Raw genomic sequence first — 23,805 nt, 5'->3', positions numbered from 1 at the left:
GCAGCAGTAGCTTGTTCTCACTTTTCCTGCGCGGCTTCAACTCCCGCGAGGCCCGGACCATTGCGGCAGTCTTGGGTGTACTACCGCCCGGGAAGCACTCTCCTACTGACGGAACGTGCGGAGAGACTGCGAGAAGTTCGGTTTATCCAGGCACTAGGGCATAAATGCTAAACGTTAACTATTGCTGCACGGCATATGTTGGAGTTCAATGGAGATATGGCTTGTTGGACTTTCCGAAGGCCCGCTTCACCACTGGATTCCTGTGGTGAAGCGGCCGTCGGAAGTGCCGAGACTGGCCGTGGCCAACCAATAACTGGTCGATTTTCCCCGAATGCATCGCTGGCCTGCCGCGTATTCCCGGAGTTCCGGCGCGCGGGTAGCGGCCGCGGTCACAGCGCGGGCAGCATTGCAGGGGTGAACCCGATCCGGCAGCCAGGCCGCCAAGGTGACTTTGCCAAGACCACTGCGAGGTGGTTCCTTACGGGGATCGTTGCAGAAGCTACTTCGCCGGCCTGTAGACGCTGCGATAACGCATCCCCCGATGTGCAAGAAACCTCCCGTGGCAGGTTAGGAGAATTGTGAGAACACAACACGCAGAAGATCCTGTAGCGGCAACGGTCCATGGGATCGACCGGTTCATCAGGAACGTGCAGACTGGCCGGTTTGAGCGGTCCCTTTCGGCCCTGACCGCGGCCGGGGCCCTGGTCACCGCCGCGGAGATCTTCCTTGAGCATGACAAAGCGAGTTTCGGCAACAAATGGATGTGGGCCCCGGTCGCTCTTGGCCCGTTGGGGGCTGCTGCGGGGGTGGCCGGGGTCTTCAGCCGGCGCATGGCCAAGACGGCGCTTCCGCTGGCCAGCGCCGCGATCGTAGCCAACGGCCTGCAGGGCACGTGGCTGCATTTGCAGGGTATCCGGCAGAAGCCGGGTGGCCTGTCCAACCTGCGTTACAACCTGGAGATGGGGCCGCCGCTGTTCGCGCCGCTGCTGGTCACCATGGTGGGCGGCATGGGTGTGCTGGCCTCGGTGCTGAGGAGGGAACCGTGACCGGGCTCCCCCTGCAGAGGGACGACGGCGGCGGGCGCTACCCGGGCTTCAGCACCCTTGCCCAGGCGCGGCATTGGGACCCGGTAACGGCCGCCGTCGTACAGTCCAGGATGGCACTGCCTCCGGACGTGCGCTTCTTCACCCCCGCGGAGGAAGCCGCAGCGCGCGCCCTTTTTGATCAGCTGCTGGACCAGCACGCGGAACCGCGGGTGCCGGTGGTGAACATGGTGGACGCGCGCCTGGCCGAGGAGGAAACCGACGGCTGGCACTACGACAACATGCCCCGGGACGGCGAGGCCTGGCGGGCCTCCCTGGCCGCACTCGACCAGGAGGCCCGGTCCCGGATGGACTGCACCTTCGCCCTGCTCAGTCTGGACGGTCAAGCGAAGCTGCTGCAGGACATCTGCGACCTGGACCGCGATCTCTGGCACGGGTTGCCGGCGGACCGTGTCTGGAGCCTGTGGACGCGGTATGCCTGCACCGCTTTCTACTCCCATCCCCTGGCCTGGGATGAGATCGGCTTCGCCGGCCCGGCCTACCCCCGTGGCTACAAGAACCTGGGCGTGGACCGGCTGGAACCGTTCGAGGTGCGCGATGTCCGGCCTGAAGCGGATCCCACGCATGGGGCTGACACATGAGCAGCCTGCGGGAACGCAACGAATCCGCCTGGCTGCTGCCAAAGGGCCCCGGCAGCAACCTGGGGCTGAGGGAAAACATGCGCCGGTACGGCGACGACGACGAGGTGGACATCGTCATTGTGGGCTGCGGCGCCGGTGGCGCTACGTTGCTCCAGCGTCTCGCGCGGGCCGGCTGGCGGGCCGTGGGCCTGGACGCGGGGCCGTTCTGGGAGCCCGAGCAGGACTGGGTCAGCGATGAGGCCGGCTCGCACCACCTGTACTGGACCGAACCGCGGGTGATCGCCGGAACAGACCCGGTGCCTCTGGGTTCCAATAATTCCGGCCGGGGCGTGGGCGGTTCGATGGTCCATTTCGCCGGCTACACGCCGCGTTTCCATCCCAGCGACTTCCACACCCTCAGCGCGGACGGTGTGGGGGCGGACTGGCCGCTGGAGTACGGCGAACTCCGGCCCTTCTATGAGGAGATAGAGGCCGAACTGCCGGTTTCCGGCGAACACTGGCCGTGGGGTGATCCGCACAGCTACCCTCACCGGCCGCACCCGGTCTCCGGCAACGGGGAGCTGTTCCTGAGGGGGGCCGATGCTTGCGGCGTGACGGCGAAGGTGGGGCCGGTGGCCATTGCCAATGGCCGGTTCGGCAACCGTCCGCACTGCATCTACCGCGGCTTTTGCCTGCAGGGCTGCAAAGTCAACGCCAAGGCCTCACCGCTGATCACCCACGTCCCCGACGCCCTGGCGCACGGCGCCGAGATCCGGCCCGACTCCATGGCCACCAGAATCTGCCTGGACGAACGCACCGGCCTGGCATCCGGCGTCGAATACGTCCAGGGCGGCATTCAAAGGTTCCAGCGCGCCCGCCTGGTGGCCGTGGCAGGCTATTCGATCGAAACGCCCCGCCTGCTGCTGAACTCCACATCACCGCGCTTCCCGGACGGGATGTGCAACGACTTCGACCAGGTGGGCCGTTACCTGATGGTGCAGGGCGCACCCCAGACGGCCGGGCGGTTCCAGGCCGAAGTGCGGATGTGGAAGGCCCCTCCCCCGGAAGTCAGCACCGAGGACTTCTACGAAACAGACCCGTCAAAGCCCTACAAACGCGGCTTCTCCATCCAGTGTGTCTCCCCGCTCCCCATCACGTGGGCGGAGCATGTTGCAGCGCAGGGGCACTGGGGCGCGGCGCTCCGCCGGTACATGAGCGACTACCCGCATTGGGCCTGCCTGGGCGCGCTCTGCGAGTTCCTCCCGCTGGAAGGGAACCGTGTGACGCTGGCGGACGAAACGGACCGCCACGGCATCCCCGTGGCCCGCTTCAGCTACAGCCAGTGTGACAACGACCGGCAGCTGATGTCCGCAGCGCAGCAGGTCATGGAGCGGATCCTGACCGCGGCCGGAGCGGAGGAAGTCATCACCATCAACCGCTACGCGCACCTGGTGGGCGGCGCGCGGATGGCCGCCAGCGAGCAGGAAGGCGTGGTGGACCGGAACCTGCGCAGTTTCGCAGTACCCAACCTGCTGGTCACCGACGGCAGTGTCCTGCCCACCCAGGGCAGCGCGAACCCGGCCCTGACCATCATGGCGCTGGCGGCCCGCGCGGCCGGCGTCCTGGTCCAAGACGCCCGCAGGGGCGTTCCGATGAGCACGAAGGAAGACTGATCATGGCAACTACAGTGGCTGACTACCTGCTCTCCCGCCTGGGCGAGTGGGGCGTGGACAAGGTCTTCGGTTTCCCCGGAGACGGCATCAACGGCATCCTGGCCGCCTTCGGCAAGGCGGGCAACCAGCCGAAATTCATCCAGGCCCGGCACGAGGAGATGGCCGCGTTCGAAGCTGTGGGCTACGCCAAGTTCAGTGACCGCGCCGCCATCTGCATGGCCACCTCCGGTCCCGGCGCCATCCACCTCCTCAACGGGCTGTACGACGCCAAGCTGGACCATGTTCCAGTAGTGGCCATCGTGGGACAGACCGCACGCAGCGCCATGGGCGGGTCCTACCAGCAGGAGGTGGACCTGCTGACCCTGTTCAAGGACGTCGCCTCGGACTACGTCCAAATGGTCACCGTTCCGCAGCAACTGCCCAACGTCATCGACCGTGCCATCCGGATTGCAGAGGCGCAGCAGGCACCCACGGCCGTGATCATCCCAGCGGACGTCCAGGAACTCGAATACGCCGCCCCCACGCACGAATTCAAGATGGTGCCTTCCAGCGTCGGAATCCGCTGGCCGGACATCCAGCCGGACAGTGAGTCGATCAGGGGCGCCGCGCAACTCCTGAATGAGGGCTCCAAGGTAGCCATCCTGATCGGACAGGGTGCCCGCGGAGCGGCCGCCGAGGTCCGTGAAGTCGCCGAACTCCTGGGTGCCGGCGTGGCCAAGGCCCTGCTGGGCAAGGACTCGCTGCCCGACGACCTGCCCTTCGTCACGGGATCGATCGGCCTGCTGGGCACCCGCCCCAGCTACGAGATGATGCGCGACTGCGACACCCTGCTCACGGTCGGCTCCAGCTTCCCCTACACCCAGTTCCTGCCGGAGCCCGGCCAGGCCCGAGGCGTGCAAATCGACGTGGACCCGAAAATGATTGGGCTGAGGTACACCAACGAATTCAACATCGTGGCCGACGCCGGCACCGCCCTGCGTGCCCTCATCCCGCACCTTGAGCGCAAGCAGGACCGGTCCTGGCAGGAAGGCCTGGAGTCATCCATCAGCCGCTGGTGGGAAACCATGCATGATGAGGCCATGGTCAGCGCCGATCCGGTCAACCCCATGCTGCTGTTCGCGGAGCTCTCCACCCGGCTGCCGGCCAATGCCATGCTCAGCGCCGACTCCGGGTCGTCAGCCAACTGGTACGCCCGGCAGCTGAAGTTCCGGGGAGAGGTCCGCGGCTCACTGTCAGGCAACCTGGCCACCATGGGCCCCGGTGTTCCATACGCCATCGGCGCCAAATTCGCCCACCCCGGCCGCCCGGCCATCGCCTTCGCCGGTGACGGTGCCATGCAAATGAACGGACTCGCCGAGCTGATCACCATCAAGCACTACTGGCACGAATGGGACGACCCCCGCCTGGTGGTGGCCGTCCTGCACAACAACGACCTCAACCAGGTCACCTGGGAAATGCGGGCCATGGGCGGAGTGCCCGCCTTCCGCGAATCCCAGGCACTCCCGGACGTGGACTACGCCGGGTTCGCCGAAAGCCTGGGACTGCAGGGCATCCACGTGGACAATCCCGACGACGTCGGCCCGGCCTGGGAGAAGGCCCTCGCCGCTGACAGGCCCACGCTTTTGGACGTCCGCACCGACCCCGATATTCCGCCCATTCCACCGCACGCCACCCTGGAACAGGCACGGAAGACAGCCGAAGCCATGGTCAAGGGCGATGACAGCGCCTGGGGCGTGGTGAAGGAAGGCGTCAAGACCAAGATCCAGGAATTCCTGCCGCACAAGGAGGGCTGACCCGTGCCCCCAGCCGAGGCCCCCGTCACCTCCGTCCAGGCGGCGGCCTACAGGGTGCCCACTGACGCGCCCGAAGCGGACGGCACCTTCAGCTGGGACTCCACCACCATGGTGCTGGTCCAGGCCGCGGCGGGCGGGACCACGGGCATGGGATGGACGTACGCGCCGGCCGCCACAGCGGGCCTGGTGGAAGGGCTGCTCAGTCCCGCTGTCCACGGCATTGACGCCCTGGACGTGCCGGCCGCTGCGGGGGCAATGGCCCGGGCGGTGCGCAACCCCGGCAGCACCGGACTGGCGTCCTACGCCGTGTCCGCCGTCGACTGCGCCCTCTGGGACCTCAAGGCCCGCCTCCTGGACCTGCCGCTGCACAAACTCCTCGGCGCGGTCAGGAACGATGTGGCGGTCTACGGTAGCGGGGGGTTCACCAGCTATTCGGAAGATCAGCTTCGGAGCCAACTGGAGGGCTGGGCCCAGGGACAGCACATTCCACGGGTGAAGATTAAGATCGGCCAGGACAATGGAACCAAGGTGCCCAGGGACCTGGAGCGCATCCGCCAGGCGCGTGCCGCCGTCGGCCCTGGCGTGGAACTGTTTGTCGACGCCAATGGCGCCTACACCGCCAAGCAGGCGATCCGCGTCATGCGTGCTATTGCTGCTGAGAACGTAACGTGGTTCGAGGAGCCCGTCTCCAGTGACCATCTTGCCGGGCTCCGGGTGGTGCGGGATGCCGTCGACGCTGACGTGGCGGCCGGCGAATACGGGACCGGCCTCCCCTACTTCCAGCGCCTGTGCGCCGCCGACGCCATCGACTGCCTCCAAGCGGACGTCAGCCGGTGCGGCGGGATCACCGAATGGCTCCGTATCGCGGCCGTCGCCGCAGCCCACGGCCTGGAAATCTCCGGCCACTGCGCACCCCACCTGAGCACCGCCGTCGCCGCCGCCACCCCCAACTTCCGCCACCTCGAATGGTTCCACGACCACGTCCGCATCGAAAACCTCTTCTTCGAGGGCACCTTGGATCCGCAAGGCGGATGGGTACGGCCAGGAGATGGACCGGGCAACGGATTAGCTTTCCGCGCCGCTGATGCGGACCGGTACCGGGTGTGAGTGATGGCCAGTTGCAGCATGACGACAAGAGAAATGGGAACGCAGTGAACAGAAGGATTACCAGCATCGTTCGTACGACGGCAGGGGGTTCCTGATGCCGATGTGGCTGCAGGCCTGGATGTGGGGCACGATCGCCGGCGGTGCACTGGTGGTCGGGTGCGCCCTGGCATGGAAGTGGAAGATCCCCTCGAAAATCGTCTCTTCTGTCATGTCTTTCGGCGCCGGCGTGCTGATCTCTGCCCTCGCCTTTGAACTGGTGGAAGAAGCAGTCAACGGCGGCGGCCTGTGGCCCACCATCGGAGGCTTCGCCACCGGCGCCATGGTCTACGTCTCCGCCAACGCGCTCCTTGCCCTCAAAGGCGCCAAGCACCGCAAACGCTCCAACGGAAAGCAGCCCTCAGAGCAGCAGAAACCCGGCAGCGGGACCGCCATCGCCATCGGGGCCCTGCTGGACGGGATCCCGGAATCAGTGGTCCTCGGCGTGGGACTGGTCACTGCCGGCGCGGTCAGCCCGGCCATGCTGGCCGCCGTCTTCATCTCCAACGTCCCCGAAGGCCTTTCCAGCACGGCCGGTATGAAAAGAGCCGGCCGCAGCGCCAAATACGTCTTCGGAGTCTGGGTCGGTATCGCCGTCCTGTCCGGTATCGCGGCGTTGGTCGGCTTCCTGCTTCTGCAGGGCGCACCGAGCCAGGTCGTCGCCTTTATCACCGCCGTGGCCGCCGGCGCCATCCTGGCCATGCTGGCCGACACCATGATCCCCGAAGCCTTCGAAGAACACCATCTGCTCACCGGCCTCATCGCCGCCGCCGGATTCCTCGCCGCCTTCACGGTGGACCAGGTAGGCGGCTGAGCCGTGAGCCGAGGCCGACTACGACCGAAAGGTTCTCCATGACAACCCATCCCGGTACCAACGACCCTGCAGACGCTGAACCCCTGCCCACCGACCCCACCGGACAGGACCCAACAGCCAAGGACCCAATGGCCGATGAGAAGCTGCACCTCCAGCTGGCCATCTTCGACGTCACACGACAGGCACAGGGCAGGGCACTGGACGATATCCAGGACATGCTGCGTTCGGCCTTCGCCGCCCATGGCGTCCAGCCCCCGCCGGACACCTGGCTGGAATCGGTCGCGTCCTCGGCCTTCTACGGCGAGCCATACATCATCGACTACCCAACAGCACTGGCAGCAGACAATGTGGCACCTGCCCCAAACTCGGAAGTCCGGGAGCGGCTCGCTCACCGACGGGAGCTCCGGGAGGAAAAACTGCCACCCGGGATTTTTCCGGCCCCGTCCGAATGGGCGCTGTCCCCGGGTGAGGTCACCACGACCGGGACGGGCGCGCACCGGGTCCGCTTACCTGAAAAGCCCCGCTGGTCCCGTCCAGTCCTGATTGCAGCTGCCTTCCTCGGGGCCCTGGCCGTGGCCCTTCTGGCAGGCCGCACCTCTGCCTCCCGCTCTTTGCAACCGTCCCAGCTCATCGAGGGTGCCGACAGGAAGGGAAACGATGCCTGAGATCAGTGATTTTGCACTTGTCGGGGACCTGCACACGGCAGCGTTGATCAGTACCAGCGGATCGATTGACTGGCTGTGCCTGCCGAACTTCGACTCCCCTGCCTGCTTTGCGGCCCTGCTGGACACACCCGATGCCGGCCGATGGCTCCTGGCACCGGCAGGCGCGCCTAAATGCACACGGAGGCGGTACCGCCCGGGCACCCTGATCCTCGAAACCGACTGGGAGACCGCCGACGGCAGCGTCAGGGTCACCGACTTCATGCCCATCCGCGATGACGCCGCGGACATGGTCCGCATTGTCGAAGGGCTCAGCGGCAGCGTGCAGATGTACGGCGAACTCTGCCTGCGCTTCGACTACGGGCACATCGTGCCCTGGGTGAGGCGCGCAGACCACGGCCTCACCGCGATCGCCGGCCCCGACGCTGCCTACCTCACCACGGAAGCGCCGCTGAAAGGCCGCGACATGCGCACGGTCAGCGAATTCACCGTGCGGGCCGGCGAAAAAGTACCCTTCGTTCTCCGTTGGCTGCCCAGCAGCAGTCCCACGCCGCCGAAGACCGACGCCTCCGAGGCGCTGCAAACCACGGAGGACTTCTGGCGGGAATGGACGGGCCGCAGCAGGATGGAAGGAAAGTACAAGGACGCCGTCGAACGCTCACTGATCACCCTCAAAGGGCTCATCTACTCGCCCACGGGCGGGATCGTGGCCGCCCCCACCACTTCCCTGCCGGAGGACCCGGGAGGTGCCAGGAACTGGGATTACCGCTTCTGCTGGCTGCGGGATGCGACCCTGACGCTGCAGTCACTGCTCGCCGCCGGCTACGTCGACGAAGCGGCCGCCTGGCGTGAGTGGCTGCTGCGGGCAGTGGCCGGGGACCCATCCCAGCTCCAAATCATGTACGGGATCGACGGCACCCGCCGCCTGCCCGAAATTGAACTGCCATGGCTGTCCGGATTCGAATGTTCCAAACCTGTCAGGACAGGGAACGCTGCGGCACCACAGCTGCAGTTGGACGTGTGGGGAGAGGTTCTGGACGGGCTATCCCTCACCCGCGCCGCCTCCCGTGACGGCAGCAGTGATGATTCCTGGGACATCCAGGTTGCGCTCATGGAATTCCTTGAAGGCGCCTGGGACAAGCCCGACAACGGGCTCTGGGAAATGCGTGGCCCCCGCCGTCACAACACCCACTCCAAAGTCATGGCGTGGGTCGCTGCTGACCGCATGGTCAAAGGAATCCAGCAATATGGCCTGCCCGGCCCCGAAAAGCGGTGGTCCGCCCTGCGGGCGACCATCCACAAAGACGTCATGACCCATGGCTACGACAGCGAACGCAGCACATTCGTCCAGTCCTACGGAAGCAAAGAGCTGGACGCCAGCCTCCTGCTAATCCCCCGCGTAGGATTCCTGCCCCACGACCACCCCCGCGTCATCGGAACCGTCGACGCCATCCAAGAGCACCTAACCGAAGACGGCTTCGTCCTGCGCTACCACCCCCAAGCCAGCAACGATGGGTTACCAGGAACCGAAGGCGTCTTCCTCGCCTGCTCCTTCTGGCTCGTCGATGCGCTGCTGGGAATAGGCCGCCGGCAGGAGGCCGAAGCACTCTTCGAACGCCTCCTCGACCTGAGGAACGACGTCGGTCTGCTCAGCGAAGAATGGGACCCCAAAAACCAGCGGCAACTGGGCAACACCCCGCAGGCCTTCAGCCACTTCCCCCTCATCCACTGCGCCCTGCAACTCCAACACGGCCGCTCAAGGCACAGCGACACGCCTCTACCCAGTCCCGAAGCCGCTAACTTGAGCCAGACCGGACGCGGAAACGGACGCTCTTGATGAGACCGGATGCAGTGGTTGTGGGCGCAGGGCCGAACGGACTGGCAGCTGCCGTGACGATGGCACGCGCCGGGCTGAAAGTTCAGGTGATCGAGGCAGCAGGCAAGATCGGGGGCGGAACAAGGACCTCGGAACTCACGCTGCCGGGGTTCCGGCACGATGTTTGCTCTGCTGTCCACCCCATGGCATTGGCGAGTCCGTTCTTTCAGGCCTTTGACCTGGAGGACCGGATTGACCTGATCGTGCCCGACATCTCTTATGCGCATGCAGTGGATGCCGCCAGGGCCGGAATCGCGTACCGCAGTCTCGGACGGACTGCCGAGGGCTTGGGCCGTGACGGGGAAGAATACCGCCGGCTCTTCCAGCCGCTCGTTGAACGTGCCGACGGCGTCACCGATCTCACCATGCACCAGCTGCTTCGCATCCCACGGCACCCGGTTGCTGCCATCCTCTATGCTGCGCGGACGGTAGAACAGGGTGGTCCGTGGTGGAATACGCGCTTCCGTGAGGACACCGCACCGGCAATGATCACGGGCGTCGGCAGCCACTGCATCGGCCCCCTGCCAGGCCTGGCTACCAGCGGCACGGGAATGCTTCTTGTCGCGCACGCCCACGCCCGTGGCTGGCCGGTACCGGTCGGCGGATCCCAATCAATCGCCAACGCCATGGCAGATGACCTCCTGGAACATGGCGGTGACATTGTCCTCAACATCCCTGTCACTGGACTGGAGGAGTTCCGCGGCGCCTCCGGGCCGAAGGCCATCCTGCTGGACCTTTCTGCAGCGGGACTGGCGGAAGTAGCGGGAGCCGAGCTGCCGACCGGCTACCTGCGCAAGCTTGCCTCGTTCCGGTACGGCAACGCCGTCAGCAAGGTCGATTTCGCGCTCTCCGGCCCGGTGCCTTGGGCCAACCCTGACCTGATGAACGCACCCACCGTCCATCTGGGCGGGACCAGGGCTGAGATATCCCGGGCAGAAGCCGAGGTCGCCGCCGGGCGGCATCCTCAGCAGCCGTTTGTTCTGGCCTCCCAGCCTTCAACCCTGGACAGCAGCCGGGCGCCGGCCGGACAGCACGTGCTGTGGACCTACACCCACGTCCCTGCCGGTTCGACAGCGGACATGACTGAAGCCATCACCCGGAGGATCGAAGAGTTCGCGCCGAACTTCCGGGACACGGTCCTCGCCACCCACTCGATCACCGCTGAGCAGTACAGCAAATACAACCCCAACTACGTCGGAGGTGACTTCTCTGCCGGGGCCCTTACACCGCTGCAGCTGCTCAAACGCCCGGTGATCTCCCCGGACGCCTGGCAGACACCGGCAAAAGGTGTCTACCTCTGTTCATCCTCGACACCGCCCGGCCCCTCCGTCCACGGGCTATGCGGGTGGTACGCAGCCCGTTCTGCCCTTAAAAATGAATTCGGTCTGCCCGCACCTGATCTCGCTCCTAAAAAATCCAGGGGAAGCACCCAGAGCCCGGCGGACTCATATAAACCCGTGGGCGGAACCTCCACCGTGGATCAGGTCTAAACCAGAACCCGGCCCTTGGTCCCCGAACGCATGTGCTGGACGCGACATATGGCGGGAGATAAAATATGTATCTGATTAAGTTACCTCGCTGGTCGGAGGTACATGAGCTGGGCAGGGTGCCATGAATAAGGATACGGCGCAGGCGCGAGAACGTGAAGCGCTGGAGCAGACGCTGACAACATCGCGTGCCCTGCTGGGCATCGTTGCCCGCTCCTTGGCGGGAATCCCCGATTCGGTGTCCCTCCCCCAGTTCCGGGTCCTGGTGCTCCTGGCCTCTCGAGGCCCTGCGAGGATGGGTGACTTGGCACAACTGCTCGGAGTCCACCAGTCGAGTTTCAGCAGGACCGCCGACCGGATGGAGGCGGCCGGCCTGATCATCCGGGAGCAAAGCCCCGGAAGCCGCAGGGAGGTGCTGGTGTCTCCGACAAAAGATGGGCTTCGGGTTGTTGAAGAAGTTACAGAGGCCCGGCGTCGCGACATCGCAGCTGTCCTGACCCGTCTGACGCCGTCCGACCAGGATAGAGTGGCGGCCGCCTTCACGCTGTTCGCCGAGGCTGCGGGAGAGCCTACTGCCGCTGAGAACCTGGTGCTGGGGATGTAGTCCGGCTTCGACTTCCGGCACGCGCCGGGACGGTGAGGAGGGAGTGGACAATGTGGGATGACCTGTCGGTGACGCCCATGCAGGGTGTGTTGGTCATTCTGTCCACCGCCGGGATTTACCTGGCCTTCGTAGCCTTAGTCCGGTTGCTCGGGCAGCGGGCTTTGGCACGGATGTCCAGTTCTGATCTCGCCACGGTCGTAGCCCTGGGTGCTGTGTTGGGGCGCGCCGCGCTGGGCTACACCCCCACCCTCAGCGCTGGCTTGCTTGCTTTGGCAACCTTGTTCGCTATGCAGGCGCTGGCAGGGCAGCTCCAGCGATGGAACCGTTCCTCGAGCCTGCTGAACAACCCGCCCATCCTCCTCATGTCAGGCAGCGAAGTTCTGCGCTCAAATCTGAAGCGAACACACCTTGTGGAAGAGGAGCTGTGGCCAAAGCTGCGCCTCGCCGGAATCAGGAACCGGAGCGAGGTCGCCTGCGTGATCCTGGAGCCCACAGGTGAGATCAGCGTGATCAAACGCGGCGCACCGCTGGAGCACGAACTCCTCGCCAATGTCCGCGGGGTGGAGCGCCTTGACACTGTCCTCTTTGAGACCGGCACCACTCCTTTTGACTCCGGAAACGGCAAGGGGCAGGAAAGTCAATGAAAGGGCTGCCGCAACAGTCCCAGGGCAACTTGGACAAGACAGCAAGAAAGAGGGTCAGGAGTAGGGCCTGCACCGCTTGGGCGGATGCCTCCATCTATGAGGACGAGGAAGCTGACCTAACGAAGCGCGTCGGAACGCCCTCTACCGAAGTCTTGGCCTCTTACCGGCTCACCCTTCACCCAGACGACCCGGACCGGACTGGATGCTGCGTGAGAACGCTGCAAAGGAACTGTCACCCACTCTAGAAGGAACAAAACTGATGGAAGCAACGGCGCTACACCCGCACATTCAAGTCCGCCCCGAAAGGATGGGAGGCATCATGAGGCCCATGAAAAACCGTGACACTTCCGCAAGCGATCCAGACGTACGAAGGATGCTGGTCTCCCACAGGCACTGCGGTGAGCTCATGCACGAGATACCGGCCGTGGACGAATCAGCTCCGCAGGCCAATCCGGACGGTCCTGTAGTTACTTACCAATGCGAATGCGGCTTTGCTTTTGAGCAACGAGAGAACCAGCCGGGGCCAAAGGAACAGCCGTGAAAGTCATTGTGGTGGGAGCAGGCATCGCAGGCTTGGTCGCCGCACGGCAATTCGGGCTGGCCGGCTGGGATGTCCTCGTGCTCGAAAAATCATCCACGCCCCGCCCTGAGGGCTACATGATGGACTTCTTCGGCGCAGGGGTGGAAGCAGCCGAACAAATCGGCCTCTACCCGCGCCTCGCAGCCGTCGGATACAAGATCGACGCAGCTGACTACGTTGACCTGAAAGGACGCCCTACCTGCAGCATCAGCTACGAACGGTTCTCCCGACTGGCAGGCGGCAAGGTCCTTAGCCTGCTTAGGCCAGACATGGAGCAGGCGGCACGGGAAGCGCTGCTCCAAGACGTTCCCAGTGGCAGGATCCAACTCCGCTACGGGGCACAGGTGACCGGCGCGGGAACCGACGACCAAGGCGCGTACGTCCGGGTCCAGAGAACTCCTCCAGAGACCATCGCTGCCGACCTCCTCATCGGCGCCGACGGCGTCCACTCAGAGATTCGGGCACAACTGTTCGGTCCTGAAAAACAGTACCTTCGGCCGCTGGGAATGCGTGCGGCAGCCTTCATCGTCCACGACGCGGAACTGAACGCAGCCTTCGGAAACCGTTTTGTGCTCACCGATACGATCGATCGTATGGCCGGCCTATACGGCCTTCGAGGAGACTCGGTTGCTGCTTTCCTGGTCTACCGTGACGCAGGCGCTACTGGTGCCAGCAGCGATGGCAGCTTGCCCCGCATTCGTGACCGGCTCCGCATTGAATTTGCCGACACAGGTGAAGCAGTGCAGCGCGTTCTCCAGTTGTGCCCTGACGATCCCTACGATGACCTCGTCGCCCAGATTGTCATGCCGACATGGCACAAAGGACGCGTCGTTCTCATCGGAGATTCCAGTGGCGCCGTGTCACTGTTGGCAGGGCAAGGCGGATCTCTGGCAGTCGCCGGTGCCACACTCCTGGCAAACATGCTTACCACAGCCTCAGCTGAAGACATTGCATCTTCTCTTGAGCGCTTCGAGCAGCGATGGAAGCCCACGGTGGAGGCCGCACAAATTTCAGGGCGACGAACAGCTGCTTCATTCCTTCCCGCCAGCCGCTTCCGGCGCCTCCTGCGACGTTGGATCATCCGGGCAACGCAGTTACCAGGAATCGACAGAGTCATCGCCCGTCAGATCCTGCGGACCGTTGCAAAATAGCCGGCGCTTACGCCTCACCCAACGTGCCGGGAAAATTCTCCTACCCAAGGTGGTCCAGGTCCTGATCCTCAGGAAGACCGCGCACCCCCGTAAGGCTGTGCCGTTGCCGAGTTTGCTCTTGGGAATGACGCTGAGGGTTCCGTTTGTTTCAAGGACGACCGCCGCGATGTCGGACAGGTCGCCGGAACCAGTACCTCGGACCACCTGGAGAACCTCAGATTCGGTCAGCCTGTTCCGCCGCAGCTCCGCATGTTGAAGCTGCCCGGAAATCACCAGGGCCGCGGGTCCCGATGTGACAGCTGCTCTGGTTCCCGGCATGTGCATTGAGGCCCAGGCCACGATGAATTGGAGGCCTACGAGGAGCACCAGGGCCGCCATGCCTTCGAGGAAGGAGACGTCCGAGCTGAGGAGGATCGTCGCAAGGGTGGACCCTATGGCGACGGTAACGACGAAATCGAAGGCATTCAGCTGTCCAAGGGTTCTCTTACCCGAAACCCGCAGTGCCAGCACTAGAGCCACATATGAAACGGTGCCAACTATCAGGACACGAAGGACATCTGCCCAAGTATCGAACCACATACGTCAGTACTCCTTTGCTAATAGAAACGTCCCGCCGACAGCAGCCATAAGAAGCGCCGAAAACAGTAGGCTTATGGTTCCTGCCACAGGCGGCAGTGGTGCAGGTCCCACCGGGCCAGACTGGACCTGGCCATCTGTGAAAGGAACATCATGACAAACGTACCCCCAGCGTGGAGGCAGCAGTGGCGCTGAATGGGCGGGGCGCGTACTGGCTTGATGAGGTAAGGGCCCGCCTGTGGCCGCTTCCGGCGTTTGCCGTTGCCTTGGCGGTAGGGCTGGGTATCGGCTTGCCGGCAATCGACTCCGCTGCCGATCGTCATTTGCCGGACAGCGTGTCGGTGATCCTGTTCAGCGGCGGTCCTGACGCGGCAAGGGCCGTCCTGCAGGCGATCTCCGGCTCGCTCATCACGGTCACATCGCTCACGTTCTCACTGACTGTCGTCACGCTGCAGCTGGCCAGCAGCCAATTTTCCCCCCGCTTGTTGCGCACTTTCGCTTCCGATCGCTTCGTCCACGGGACACTCGCCCTTTTTCTGGCTTCGTTTGCCTTTGCTCTAACAGTCCTGCGCAGTGTGCGGGACGGTGCGAACGGAAACACGGCGTTCGTCCCCGAAATTTCGGTCACTGTCGCATTCGTAATGGCCATCGCCAGCGTTGTTGGCCTGGTGCTCTTCCTGGCACACCTCACCAGGGAAATCCGGGTGGAAACCATGATGCGCCGAGTCCACGCCGAAACCGAGGAAACCATCGACCGCGTCTTTCCCAAGGACCGCCCCACTAAGGGAGTCAATCCCGGCGCCCCACCCGACAGCCTCCCCATCAAATCCAGGTCCTCGGGCTTCCTGACATCAGTTAACGAAGACGCGCTCCTCCAACTGGCGAAGGATTGCCATGCAGTCCTCAGAATCGATCAGGGACCGGGCGGCTCACTGGTCGACGGCGTTCCATTCGCTACAGCCTGGCCTGTAGAACCTGGTGCGACTTTCACCTCAGAGACGTCAGAGAAGCTGGAGCACGGGACCAACGCCGCCGTTACCACCGACTTTGAGCGCACCAACACCCAGGATGTCGCCTACGGATTCCGGCAGCTGGTCGACGTCGCGGTCCGGGCGCTGTCACCGGGCATCAACGACCCCACCACGGCAGTGCACGTCATGGGGCACCTCTCCGCACTCCTGTGCCGGCTTGCCGCCAGAGACCCCGGACCCAAACACCTCACCGACGATGACGGACGCATCCGGCTGGTGCTGACCCTTCCCACGCTCCGGGTACTGCTGGACCTGGCGATGAACCAGCCCCGGCACTACGGTGCCACAGACCCGGCGGTAGCAAACCGCCTCCTTGAACTCCTTGATGAGCTCACCTGGTGCGACCCCTATGGCCGGAACCGGGAAGCGATCCTTGATCACTTGGACCGGCTGCGCATAGCGATCAGCGCAGCCGACTACTCAAGCACAGAACGGCGAAGCATGCTGACTCGGGCCGACGCCATACAATCCCGGCAGGCCGCTCCCGGCACCTGCTGACCGCTCATGCTCTATCAGGGAAGAGGACTCAAACGATGGCAGCAGGGCACGAACCAGCGCGGGGACAGAACTCAGGCCACCACCATTGGATGGGGGTACAACGGGTTGTCAGCCTGAGAGTGCAACGCAGGCTCTACATCATCGCGTTGCTCCTGGCCATGATCGGGACGGCCCTTTTTGCCCTCACCATGGCCAGCGTCGTTCAGGACACATGGCTCGCCGGGGCGGACGAGCCTGTACGTAACTGGCTGCTGACCCTCCGCACCCCGGTATTCACCACCGTGATGGCTCCTATTGCCTTTATTTTCGGACCTGTCGCCATGCCCATTGTTGTCCTCGTCGTCACCCTTACCTGGGCGCTCACCGCCCGAAATGCCTGGCGGCCCCTGATGCTGGCTGGCGCGATGCTGGCCGGCGTCGTCATCTCCCAGATCATCCTGCCGATCGTGCAACGGCCGCGCCCACCGGCTCAGGCCATGTTGCTCGGCCCGGACGGCAGCTACTCCTTTCCCTCCGGCCACGTCCTCGGCGCCTGCGATTTCCTGCTGGTCACCGCGTTCCTGGTCCTGTCACGGCGGAAAACATCCCTCCTCACGGCCGCGATTTGCATTGTCGCTGTCCTCGGGATCAGCCTTGTCACACTCAGCAGGCTTTACCTTGGCTACCACTGGCTCACTGACGCCATCGCATCCATGTCCCTATCGCTCGTGATACTCGGAAGCGCCATCGCGCTCGACACCCGGCATACGACCCACACTCCCGGGTCCAAACCGATGGCACCCACGCGAGAAGGAACGGAGCAGCATAGCTTCAGGTACGGTCACGTGGTACAGCGCCGAAAAGGGCTTCGGGTTTATCTCTCCCGACGACGGCAATAAGGACATCTTCGCCGATCACTCAGCCATCGTCGGCCGCGGCTGCCGGACACTCGCAGAGGCCCAAAAGATCAGCCTCGAAGTGGAACACGGGGCCAAGGGTCTGCAGCACAAAACATCCAGGTCGCCAGACGCCACGAGGGGAATCGAAGCGAATGTGACGCACTCCTCCCCTGTCTGCGCCGATTCTGCGCAGGGAACCCTGGCAGCGAGTTTAGGCCTCAACGCCCACGAGGACGACACTCAGGGTTGCGGAGTTGTCCCTGGGATTCCGCCAGGCCTGCCTGGTGCCGTGCTGCACCACGACGTCGTTCTCGTCCAAACTCACTTCCCCGGTGTCCGTCTCAAGTACAACGTGCCCCTTGGCAACCCAAACATAATCGACCGTTTGAGTGCGGTGAAAGCCCGGAGCATCCGGCTCCATGCGTTCGGCGAAACCTACCGCGCGCTCGGCGAACTCTTGGCCGACGAGAACCGGATCGTACTCGGCAGAGAAGAACACCGAGTCTGGCGGCAGCGTCAGCATTGCGTGTGCTGGAAGGAGTAAGCTCTGGGTTGGTCATAATTGGGGTTCACGCCGGACTTTACGTCTTCTCCAATAACGACGACTCGCTTTGGAGTACACCCCAACCTGACGTCAGGGCAGCGGCGAAAAGCGCGTCAGAATAGGGTCCGCAAAGCCGTGCCCGCACGTGCCCAATTTGTGGGCGGACGCGTAGTGATTGTGCAACAGCCTGAAATTGTCCAGAGGCGAACAGGACGATTGCGAATCCGAGCTGCACGGGCTCCCTCCGTCTGAAGCCTTGCCTGGCTTAGAATACGCGGCAATACTGCCACAAGCTGTGGCAGAATTCAGTCGTCCGCCTCATCCTTTACAAGCCCAACAGGGATACCGGTGCCACCCTCAATCAAGCGGATATAAGTGTGGACAATGTCCACACCCTCGTTGAGTGGACAAACACACGGTGCGCGGCTTTTCGAACGGTTCCCGCAGCCTAAATAGGGAAGTCATGCGTCGGCTTCGCTGTGGTCATGTCGTTCCCGCTCCCCCGGCACATGAATAGGTGTAGGCCACCAACGGCCCACCCGACAAAACCGGAACGAGGAACTGTATAACCGCAGCTCAGCAGGCGGAGGACCCACCAGCCAGGGACTTGAACCCGCCACCCCACACACCTGAACAGACTACCGCGGCGGCCAGGCCACAGCCTGCAACCAACCCGTCAGAGCGACGAAAATCAAGCTTTGTACACACGTCAAAGCAAAATCGCCTCTGACGAGGGAAAATGCTGTGCCCGAGGTGGGACTCGAACTACATTCGAGCCCTTGCAAAAAGTGGGAACCCGCGAAAACATGCGGAATTCGGGGCAGTTCGAAGGCTGTTTGGCCCAGTACGAGGCGAAATCTGTGGACATTGTCCGCACCCCCTTTCGGGGCGCTGGGCGACTACTACCGGGGCACCAAATGCCTGGAAATCTCGGCGGCAGAGTCCAGCAAGTCGATACTGCCCGCGGCGACACCGACGACGAGGTCGAACCCTTCATCCGTACTGAAGTCATGCCGGAAACCATTGATCCACAACAGCAGCACCATGAGCGTCCACGCCGTCCGTTTGTTGCCATCAACGAGTGGGTGGAACCGTGCGACCGACTCCAACAATGCTGCCGCCTTCACCGCGAGTTCCGGATAAGCTTCCGCGCCCATGACAGTCGTAGCCGGCCTGGCCAACGCCGAGGCCAACAACCCAACATCACGGATATGGAAGCCGTACAGATCAACTACCTGAAGTGCATCCTCAATGTCCAGGTACGCTGTCACGCGTCCTCAAGGCGCTTAAGCAACTCAGCGTCATGACTAGTCACAAAATCAAGGCCCTCGCTAATTTCACGCCGGCGCGCGTGGCGCTGCAGAACCAACTCTGCGCCCTGCAACAGAAGCGCGGACTTGGACGTATGTTCCTCAGCAGCCAACTTCTCCAGCCGCCGATCGAGGTCTTCAGGAACGCGGAGATTCATAGCCATGCCTTCATGGTACCAAACCGGTACCCGACCTCAGCTGGGCTGCTCGCCCTGCTATTTGGACCTGACCCACCCGAGCAGGGTCGCGGTGTCTTAGAAGGCTCTGTTGTTTTCCAAGCGCTACGCTGCTGACACCAAAAGTGTGTTTCCTTCGGGCCTCGTTCTAACACCTCAGACCGACGCCCGCTCACTTGTCTCATAACCATGGATAAGTACCAGATTTTGGCTGCGAAGTTATGGGACATAGTTACGAGAATCGCCGTTGCCATCGCGCGTCCAACATTCTGCAGGAAATCTGGGACTGTGCAGGTCAGGCGACTGTTAGCCCATTGAGGCGTCTCGTTTCCCAAGCGATACGAGACGGGGCAGGTCGCACATGAGGCTACCAGGCCGGGCCTACGGGAACACGTGAGAAGGACCTAGCCACGCGATGACCAGTCGAACCAGCCGCGCATTGGCCGACAGGCTTGTGGGGCGGCGAGGCAAGTCGGGTCCAGCAATCTGTGTAGACGTAATATCAGTCCACTGCTGGCTGGTCGCGATGGCGAAAGAGGTTCGGCAGAACATGAACGAGGACATGAAGCACGGCCGGGGAAAGAAGCCCTGGTTTCCATCAGTGACAGGCGCCATCGGCGGACTTGTTCCTGGAGTTCTGGCACTGTCCAACCGAGTTTCCTCACCATTCTGGATCTCGTTCAACATCGTTGTAATCGTGCTGGCGCTTGGATACGCCGCCGCCAACACCATTGGGCTGGCCGTCGTCAAGTACCTCAATTCTTCAAACGCTGATGCCTACGATCGCTAAGGCGCCTAAATCTAGAAGCCGCCTCCTTCGACGCTTGGCTAAAGGGGTAGCCGTTCCTTGGAGCGACCGCGACCGGACGCTCTTCTCCTTTGCCTCAGCGCACACTAAGGCCATACTTGCTGAATGGCACAGCTTCTGGGATTGGACCCGCTGAGGGCTGGCGTATCGTGAAGCTTCTTCTCACTTCTGGAGGCATCACCAACCCGAGCATCAGCCATGCGCTGGTCGAATTGCTGGGGAAGCCGATCGACGACTCCGTTGCGCTCTGCATCCCGACGGCGCAGTGGGGCTACCCCCGGCAGTGGCCGGTCCAGGTACCGGACTTCCTGCACGGGCGCGCATGGGGCGGCATGACCTCCCTGAGGTGGAAGTCGCTCGGCGTTCTCGAGTTGACTGCGCTCCCCACGATCGGCGCGGAGCGCTGGGTGCCCTGGGTCCAGGAGGCCGACGTGCTGCTGGTCGCCGGTGGCGAGGCCACATACCTATACCACTGGATGCGGGAGTCAGGCTTGGCCGACCTCCTCCCTTCGCTGGTCGACACCGTCTGGGTAGGGGTCAGTGGCGGCAGCATGGTGATGACCCCGCGAATCGGCTCCGCGTTCGTGGAGTGGCCGTCTGCACCGGACGACCGCACCCTCGGGTTGGTGGACTTCTCGATCTTCCCGCACTTGGACGTCTTCCCCGAGAACACCCTTGCCGAGGCCGAGCACTGGGCGGCCGGTATCGGTCGGAGCGGCCTACGCCCTCGACGATCAGAGTGCCATCACGGTGAACGGCGCTACAGTCGAGGTCGTCTCAGAGGGACGCTGGACGATGCTCGACCGCCGATCGCAGTAATGGATCTCTTAAGGCAGGTCCCGAAGACGGCTTCGCCTGAGGACAGCAAGGCTTGGCCCGCTTCGTCCGTCTAGGGTGTCCTGTCACGGTCTTGGAGAAGGCGACGGGTAGGAGGGTATACCGCCCTAGACCCTGCTGCCATGAAAACGCCGACCTTTGTTTCGCCGTCACTAAGGAACACGGCGATCTCGCGTGGGGGGCGTGGAGTGCTGAAATTCTTAGCCGCGTCCTCCGGGCTGGTGGGCATAGGCCCGCCGTAGAGGTCCGTGGCGTACACGTAACCGTTTGCTCCGTTGGTGGCCGTTACGTCGATCAGATCCGGGACTCCGTTTTCGGGGCTTTCCATGCCGTAAGTTTCGCCCTTGGCGTTGACCCCGAGGTCGGTCCGTTCCTGCTTCACGTATTTGGCAGTGAGCTGCCATTGGCTCCCGGGTTCTGTTGTGATCGTGACGCTGTTCTGTCCTGGTTCAAGAGAGATCGTGTAGCGGCAGGAATTCAGGCGTGTGTCAGCTTCGAGTTCGGTGTAGCTGCAGCTGGCACCATTGGGAAACTGAAAGGAACCGGGAGTTAGTGCGGTTAGGGCCAGTTCGATGTCAGTGGTGCCTGCCGGTGGATCGCCGAGTTCCACTGCCGCGGTTCCTGTGTAGGTCTTCGTGACGGGTGAAGCCATTGGCGTTACGTCCTGCCCGCCGGGAATCTGAAAGACCCCGGACGCGGCTGCGCCGATGCCGCCGAGCAGGCATGCGCCGGCCACCGCCCCGCCACCGAGCCAAAATCGGGTGTGCTGCGGGGCACGTACCGCGGCTGCTTGGTGAACTTGGGCGACAAGTTCCGCCCTTAGTGCGTTGCTGAACTGGTCATCGACGTGGAGCTGGTTCATGACCGTTCTCCTTCCAAGACTGAAGTTGGCTGGCTGCGGACGGCAGGAGCGCCCGAACTGGTGCTGCCAATGAGGGCAGCTTTCATTTGTTGTTTTGCCCGATGCATGCGCGTCTTGGCGGCCCCGGGAGTCATGTTCAAAACGGCTGCTGCGGCAGCGAGTGGGTAGTCTCCAAAGACGACCAGACTCACTAAGTGCAGGTCTTTAGCGCTAAGCATTCCAAGAGCCTGGGCGAGGTCCTGGTGGAGGCTCTCTTGGTGACTGGCAAAAAGGTCACCTTCCAAGGGCTGCGAAGATGCTTCTGCGCGGGGCAGGGAGTCCAGGAGCTTCCTGTGGCGGAGGGTGGCTCGCCCGTTATTGCGGGCCATGTTCGTCGTCGTGACCAGCAACCAGGGAAGGATGGACCCATCCACGACACGGACTTTGGCGCGCCGCCGCCACAGCTCAGAAAAGGCGGCCGCCATGACGTCTTCAGCGTCGTGATGGTTCCCCGCGAGCCGGTAAGCATGGCGGAAGACCCGGTCACGATGCCTGTCATACAACACACCGAACGCTTCGCCGTCACCCCGCAGGCTGCGGGACCAAAGGCTGTCCTCGTCACTTTCAAGGTTCCCCATGCCCTGTATTGTCCGGGATAGCCAAAAAGGTTACACAGAACCAGAAAATCAAAGAGAATTTCTTGAGGGTCGGCTAGAGGGGTAGCCGGGGGCGCCTTGAGTGACCAGGTCTGTTCCTGCTTGGGGACGTACAAGCCGGTCCGGCGCGGGGAGTGTGGACATTGTCCACACTCCCCGCGTTCAGTTCAGGACCCGTTAAACGGTAGTGACCCGGCGTCCTGCGGTAACCGCTGCGGACCTTGGCCAGCTCCGCGAAGCCGCGAGATATCCAGGTCCCCACACCAAGTCTTCAGAACTGAAACTTCGGGAGGCTTAGGCGCGCCCCTTGAGGATCAGGTTCCAGTACATGAACGGCAGGCCGTAGCGCTTGAGCAGCCACATGTCGCTGCGTTCCTTGGTGGTGTCGATGAAAGGGATGCTGGGGGCTGGCTGGAGGGTGTAGTCGAATTCAGCCAGCAGCATCTTTCCTCGCGCCGTGGTCAGCGGGCATGAAGCGTATCCGGAGTATTGAGCCGATGGCGGTGATCCCTTCATGGCTGCCAGCAGGTTCTTCACTAGAACTGGGGCCTGCTTGCGGATTGCGGCTCCGGTCTTCGAGTTCGGGGTTGACCCGGCGTCGCCCAGGGCGAAGATCTCCGGGTAGCGCTTGTGCTGCATAGTGTGCTTGTCCACGTCTACGTAGCCGGCGGGGTTAGCCGGATCGGCCAGCGCCGTGCGCTTGAGCCAGTCCGGGGCGGACTGCGGCGGCACAACATGGAGCAGGTCGTAGTGCAGTGATTCCTGGGCACCTGCCGCGTTGTCCGTGATCACCACCGTTCCGGCGTCGGCGTCGACTTCGGTCATTTCACTGTTGAAGCGGACTTCGATGCCATACTTGTCGACCACCCGTTCAAGTTCATCGGCGAAGACCTTGACTCCGAACATGCCCGGTGTCGGTAAAACCATGACCACCCGGATGTCCCCCAGCACCCCCTGTTCGCGCCAGTAGTCGGCCGCCAGATAAGCAATTTTCTGCGGGGCCCCGGCACACTTTATGGGACCGGAGGGCTGGGTGAATACGGCCGTCCCGGACTTCAGGTTGCGGATCATGTCCCAGGTCTTGGGCGCCAGCTCATATCGATAATTGCTGGACGCCGTCGGAGACTCCATAGCTGCGGCCATGCCCGGGACCTTGTCCCAGTCCAACTGAATACCGGGACAGACCACCAGATAGTCGTACGTGACGGAACCACCAGAGGAGAGGGCGACACTGCGGCGTTCAGGGTCAATGTCCGCCGCGGCGTCCTTGATCCAGGCAACCCCCTCAGGCATGACGGACGCCTGAGGACGGACCGTTTCCTCCTGACCGGCGACGCCTCCGCCGACCAGGGTCCACAGCGGTTGGTAATAGTGCTGCTCGCTCGGCTCGATCAGACCGATATCGGTCCGACCAGCATTGCGGAGTCGGGCGGCAACACTCAGCCCCGCGTTGCCGCCGCCGATGATCACGATCTCGTGGTGCATAGACATTGATGAGGCTCCTCTCCGGCAATCGAGCGTCACTTAAGCGCCCACGCCGGACGTATGGGTTTGTGCCCG

The 23,805-nt window shown here is 63.3% G+C and carries 22 protein-coding genes and 2 pseudogenes; 17 read left to right on the top strand and 7 right to left on the bottom strand.

What is annotated here, in order from left to right; all coding sequences use genetic code 11:
- Positions 1–578 precede the first annotated feature (578 nt).
- The 12 genes from ACIGJD_RS08605 (at position 579) to ACIGJD_RS08550 (ending at position 14,090) form a co-directional block, all read left to right on the top strand.
- Positions 579–1,046, top strand: a complete 468-nt coding sequence (locus tag ACIGJD_RS08605; RefSeq protein ID WP_483689140.1) for a hypothetical protein — start codon at positions 579–581, stop codon at positions 1,044–1,046.
- A complete protein-coding gene (locus ACIGJD_RS08600; protein ID WP_483689139.1) occupies positions 1,043–1,684 on the top strand; it encodes a gluconate 2-dehydrogenase subunit 3 family protein in 642 nt (213 codons plus the stop codon). Before ACIGJD_RS08605 ends, ACIGJD_RS08600 begins: the two co-directional genes overlap by 4 nt.
- Entirely contained in the window at positions 1,681–3,336 is a 1,656-nt protein-coding gene (locus ACIGJD_RS08595) for a GMC family oxidoreductase (protein WP_483689138.1), read from the top strand. The genes ACIGJD_RS08600 and ACIGJD_RS08595 overlap by 4 nt, the downstream gene beginning before the upstream one ends.
- Before the next feature lie 2 nt (positions 3,337–3,338).
- Positions 3,339–5,129 carry a thiamine pyrophosphate-requiring protein gene (locus ACIGJD_RS08590; protein WP_483689137.1) on the top strand — a complete coding sequence of 597 codons (1,791 nt, stop codon included), beginning with the start codon at positions 3,339–3,341 and terminating at the stop codon, positions 5,127–5,129.
- A gap of 3 nt (positions 5,130–5,132) precedes the next feature.
- Positions 5,133–6,236 carry an enolase C-terminal domain-like protein gene (locus ACIGJD_RS08585; protein ID WP_483689136.1) on the top strand — a complete coding sequence of 368 codons (1,104 nt, stop codon included), beginning with the start codon at positions 5,133–5,135 and terminating at the stop codon, positions 6,234–6,236.
- 94 nt (positions 6,237–6,330) lie between these two features.
- Positions 6,331–7,086 carry a ZIP family metal transporter gene (locus ACIGJD_RS08580; RefSeq protein WP_483689135.1) on the top strand — a complete coding sequence of 252 codons (756 nt, stop codon included), beginning with the start codon at positions 6,331–6,333 and terminating at the stop codon, positions 7,084–7,086.
- 38 nt (positions 7,087–7,124) lie between these two features.
- Complete coding sequence (locus ACIGJD_RS08575; protein WP_483689134.1) at positions 7,125–7,751, top strand: hypothetical protein; 627 nt, start codon at positions 7,125–7,127, stop codon at positions 7,749–7,751.
- Positions 7,744–9,585 (top strand): glycoside hydrolase family 15 protein, encoded by a 1,842-nt coding sequence (locus ACIGJD_RS08570; RefSeq protein ID WP_483689133.1) that lies wholly within the window; start codon positions 7,744–7,746, stop codon positions 9,583–9,585. The genes ACIGJD_RS08575 and ACIGJD_RS08570 overlap by 8 nt, the downstream gene beginning before the upstream one ends.
- Positions 9,585–11,114 (top strand): phytoene desaturase family protein, encoded by a 1,530-nt coding sequence (locus ACIGJD_RS08565; protein WP_483689132.1) that lies wholly within the window; start codon positions 9,585–9,587, stop codon positions 11,112–11,114. Before ACIGJD_RS08570 ends, ACIGJD_RS08565 begins: the two co-directional genes overlap by 1 nt.
- Before the next feature lie 121 nt (positions 11,115–11,235).
- A complete protein-coding gene (locus ACIGJD_RS08560; protein WP_483689131.1) occupies positions 11,236–11,715 on the top strand; it encodes a MarR family winged helix-turn-helix transcriptional regulator in 480 nt (159 codons plus the stop codon).
- Positions 11,716–11,765: 50 nt separating this feature from the next.
- Positions 11,766–12,359 (top strand): DUF421 domain-containing protein, encoded by a 594-nt coding sequence (locus tag ACIGJD_RS08555; protein ID WP_483689130.1) that lies wholly within the window; start codon positions 11,766–11,768, stop codon positions 12,357–12,359.
- Positions 12,360–12,911: 552 nt separating this feature from the next.
- The gene (locus ACIGJD_RS08550; protein ID WP_483689129.1) at positions 12,912–14,090 is read left to right on the top strand and encodes an FAD-dependent monooxygenase; all 1,179 of its coding nucleotides are present in this window, start codon (positions 12,912–12,914) and stop codon (positions 14,088–14,090) included.
- Here ACIGJD_RS08550 and ACIGJD_RS08545 read toward each other — a convergent pair.
- The gene (locus tag ACIGJD_RS08545) at positions 14,034–14,669 is read right to left on the bottom strand and encodes a DUF421 domain-containing protein (RefSeq protein WP_483689128.1); all 636 of its coding nucleotides are present in this window, start codon (positions 14,667–14,669) and stop codon (positions 14,034–14,036) included. The genes ACIGJD_RS08550 and ACIGJD_RS08545 overlap by 57 nt on opposite strands.
- 182 nt (positions 14,670–14,851) lie before the next feature.
- On the opposite strand from ACIGJD_RS08545, the gene ACIGJD_RS08540 reads away from it, so the two are divergent.
- The 3 genes and pseudogenes from ACIGJD_RS08540 to ACIGJD_RS08530 all read left to right on the top strand — a co-directional run.
- Positions 14,852–16,195, top strand: a complete 1,344-nt coding sequence (locus ACIGJD_RS08540; protein ID WP_483689127.1) for a DUF2254 domain-containing protein — start codon at positions 14,852–14,854, stop codon at positions 16,193–16,195.
- A 35-nt stretch (positions 16,196–16,230) separates the two neighbouring features.
- Positions 16,231–17,073 carry a phosphatase PAP2 family protein gene (locus ACIGJD_RS08535; RefSeq protein WP_483689126.1) on the top strand — a complete coding sequence of 281 codons (843 nt, stop codon included), beginning with the start codon at positions 16,231–16,233 and terminating at the stop codon, positions 17,071–17,073.
- Positions 17,051–17,119, top strand: a pseudogene (locus ACIGJD_RS08530) (hypothetical protein); the annotation flags it as partial. The gene ACIGJD_RS08535 and the pseudogene ACIGJD_RS08530, both read left to right, overlap by 23 nt.
- A gap of 165 nt (positions 17,120–17,284) precedes the next feature.
- Here ACIGJD_RS08530 and ACIGJD_RS08525 read toward each other — a convergent pair.
- The 3 genes from ACIGJD_RS08525 to ACIGJD_RS08515 all read right to left on the bottom strand — a co-directional run bounded on the left by ACIGJD_RS08525 (position 17,285) and on the right by ACIGJD_RS08515 (position 19,091).
- The gene (locus tag ACIGJD_RS08525; protein WP_483689125.1) at positions 17,285–17,596 is read right to left on the bottom strand and encodes a cupin domain-containing protein; all 312 of its coding nucleotides are present in this window, start codon (positions 17,594–17,596) and stop codon (positions 17,285–17,287) included.
- 923 nt (positions 17,597–18,519) lie between these two features.
- The gene (locus ACIGJD_RS08520; protein ID WP_483689124.1) at positions 18,520–18,888 is read right to left on the bottom strand and encodes a type II toxin-antitoxin system death-on-curing family toxin; all 369 of its coding nucleotides are present in this window, start codon (positions 18,886–18,888) and stop codon (positions 18,520–18,522) included.
- The gene (locus ACIGJD_RS08515) at positions 18,885–19,091 is read right to left on the bottom strand and encodes a ribbon-helix-helix protein, CopG family (RefSeq protein WP_483689123.1); all 207 of its coding nucleotides are present in this window, start codon (positions 19,089–19,091) and stop codon (positions 18,885–18,887) included. The genes ACIGJD_RS08520 and ACIGJD_RS08515 overlap by 4 nt, the downstream gene beginning before the upstream one ends.
- Before the next feature lie 427 nt (positions 19,092–19,518).
- Here ACIGJD_RS08515 and ACIGJD_RS08510 point away from each other — a divergent pair, with 427 nt between their 5' ends.
- Complete coding sequence (locus ACIGJD_RS08510) at positions 19,519–19,893, top strand: hypothetical protein (RefSeq protein ID WP_483689122.1); 375 nt, start codon at positions 19,519–19,521, stop codon at positions 19,891–19,893.
- A gap of 167 nt (positions 19,894–20,060) precedes the next feature.
- A pseudogene (locus ACIGJD_RS08505) lies at positions 20,061–20,730 on the top strand (Type 1 glutamine amidotransferase-like domain-containing protein).
- 70 nt (positions 20,731–20,800) lie between these two features.
- Here ACIGJD_RS08505 and ACIGJD_RS08500 read toward each other — a convergent pair.
- From ACIGJD_RS08500 to ACIGJD_RS08490, 3 genes are all read right to left on the bottom strand, one after another.
- Positions 20,801–21,610: a peptidase M56 family protein gene (locus ACIGJD_RS08500; RefSeq protein WP_483689121.1), complete on the bottom strand. Its 810-nt coding sequence runs from the start codon at positions 21,608–21,610 to the stop codon at positions 20,801–20,803.
- A complete protein-coding gene (locus ACIGJD_RS08495; protein ID WP_483689120.1) occupies positions 21,607–22,227 on the bottom strand; it encodes an RNA polymerase sigma factor in 621 nt (206 codons plus the stop codon). Before ACIGJD_RS08495 ends, ACIGJD_RS08500 begins: the two co-directional genes overlap by 4 nt.
- Positions 22,228–22,539: 312 nt before the next feature.
- Positions 22,540–23,736, bottom strand: a complete 1,197-nt coding sequence (locus tag ACIGJD_RS08490) for an NAD(P)/FAD-dependent oxidoreductase (protein ID WP_483689119.1) — start codon at positions 23,734–23,736, stop codon at positions 22,540–22,542.
- Between the last annotated feature and the right edge of the window lie 69 nt (positions 23,737–23,805).

This window comes from Arthrobacter sp. E1SS-5 (genome assembly GCF_057073715.1).
Note: the sequence above shows the minus strand (reverse complement) of the source record. Positions and strands in the feature narration are given on the sequence as shown.

Bases quoted from the DNA above. Each gene is read 5' to 3' on its own strand.
- ACIGJD_RS08580 (WP_483689135.1), top strand. From the start codon at position 6,331: ATGCCGATGTGGCTGCAGGCCTGGATGTGGGGCACGATCGCCGGCGGT.
- ACIGJD_RS08545 (WP_483689128.1), bottom strand. From the start codon at position 14,669: ATGTGGTTCGATACTTGGGCAGATGTCCTTCGTGTCCTGATAGTTGGC.
- ACIGJD_RS08565 (WP_483689132.1), top strand. From the start codon at position 9,585: ATGAGACCGGATGCAGTGGTTGTGGGCGCAGGGCCGAACGGACTGGCA.
- ACIGJD_RS08525 (WP_483689125.1), bottom strand. From the start codon at position 17,596: ATGCTGACGCTGCCGCCAGACTCGGTGTTCTTCTCTGCCGAGTACGAT.
- ACIGJD_RS08515 (WP_483689123.1), bottom strand. From the start codon at position 19,091: ATGGCTATGAATCTCCGCGTTCCTGAAGACCTCGATCGGCGGCTGGAG.
- ACIGJD_RS08560 (WP_483689131.1), top strand. From the start codon at position 11,236: ATGAATAAGGATACGGCGCAGGCGCGAGAACGTGAAGCGCTGGAGCAG.
- ACIGJD_RS08590 (WP_483689137.1), top strand. From the start codon at position 3,339: ATGGCAACTACAGTGGCTGACTACCTGCTCTCCCGCCTGGGCGAGTGG.
- ACIGJD_RS08495 (WP_483689120.1), bottom strand. From the start codon at position 22,227: ATGGGGAACCTTGAAAGTGACGAGGACAGCCTTTGGTCCCGCAGCCTG.
- ACIGJD_RS08510 (WP_483689122.1), top strand. From the start codon at position 19,519: ATGACCAGTCGAACCAGCCGCGCATTGGCCGACAGGCTTGTGGGGCGG.
- ACIGJD_RS08500 (WP_483689121.1), bottom strand. From the start codon at position 21,610: ATGAACCAGCTCCACGTCGATGACCAGTTCAGCAACGCACTAAGGGCG.
- ACIGJD_RS08595 (WP_483689138.1), top strand. From the start codon at position 1,681: ATGAGCAGCCTGCGGGAACGCAACGAATCCGCCTGGCTGCTGCCAAAG.
- ACIGJD_RS08555 (WP_483689130.1), top strand. From the start codon at position 11,766: ATGTGGGATGACCTGTCGGTGACGCCCATGCAGGGTGTGTTGGTCATT.
- ACIGJD_RS08575 (WP_483689134.1), top strand. From the start codon at position 7,125: ATGACAACCCATCCCGGTACCAACGACCCTGCAGACGCTGAACCCCTG.
- ACIGJD_RS08535 (WP_483689126.1), top strand. From the start codon at position 16,231: ATGGCAGCAGGGCACGAACCAGCGCGGGGACAGAACTCAGGCCACCAC.
- ACIGJD_RS08570 (WP_483689133.1), top strand. From the start codon at position 7,744: ATGCCTGAGATCAGTGATTTTGCACTTGTCGGGGACCTGCACACGGCA.
- ACIGJD_RS08490 (WP_483689119.1), bottom strand. From the start codon at position 23,736: ATGTCTATGCACCACGAGATCGTGATCATCGGCGGCGGCAACGCGGGG.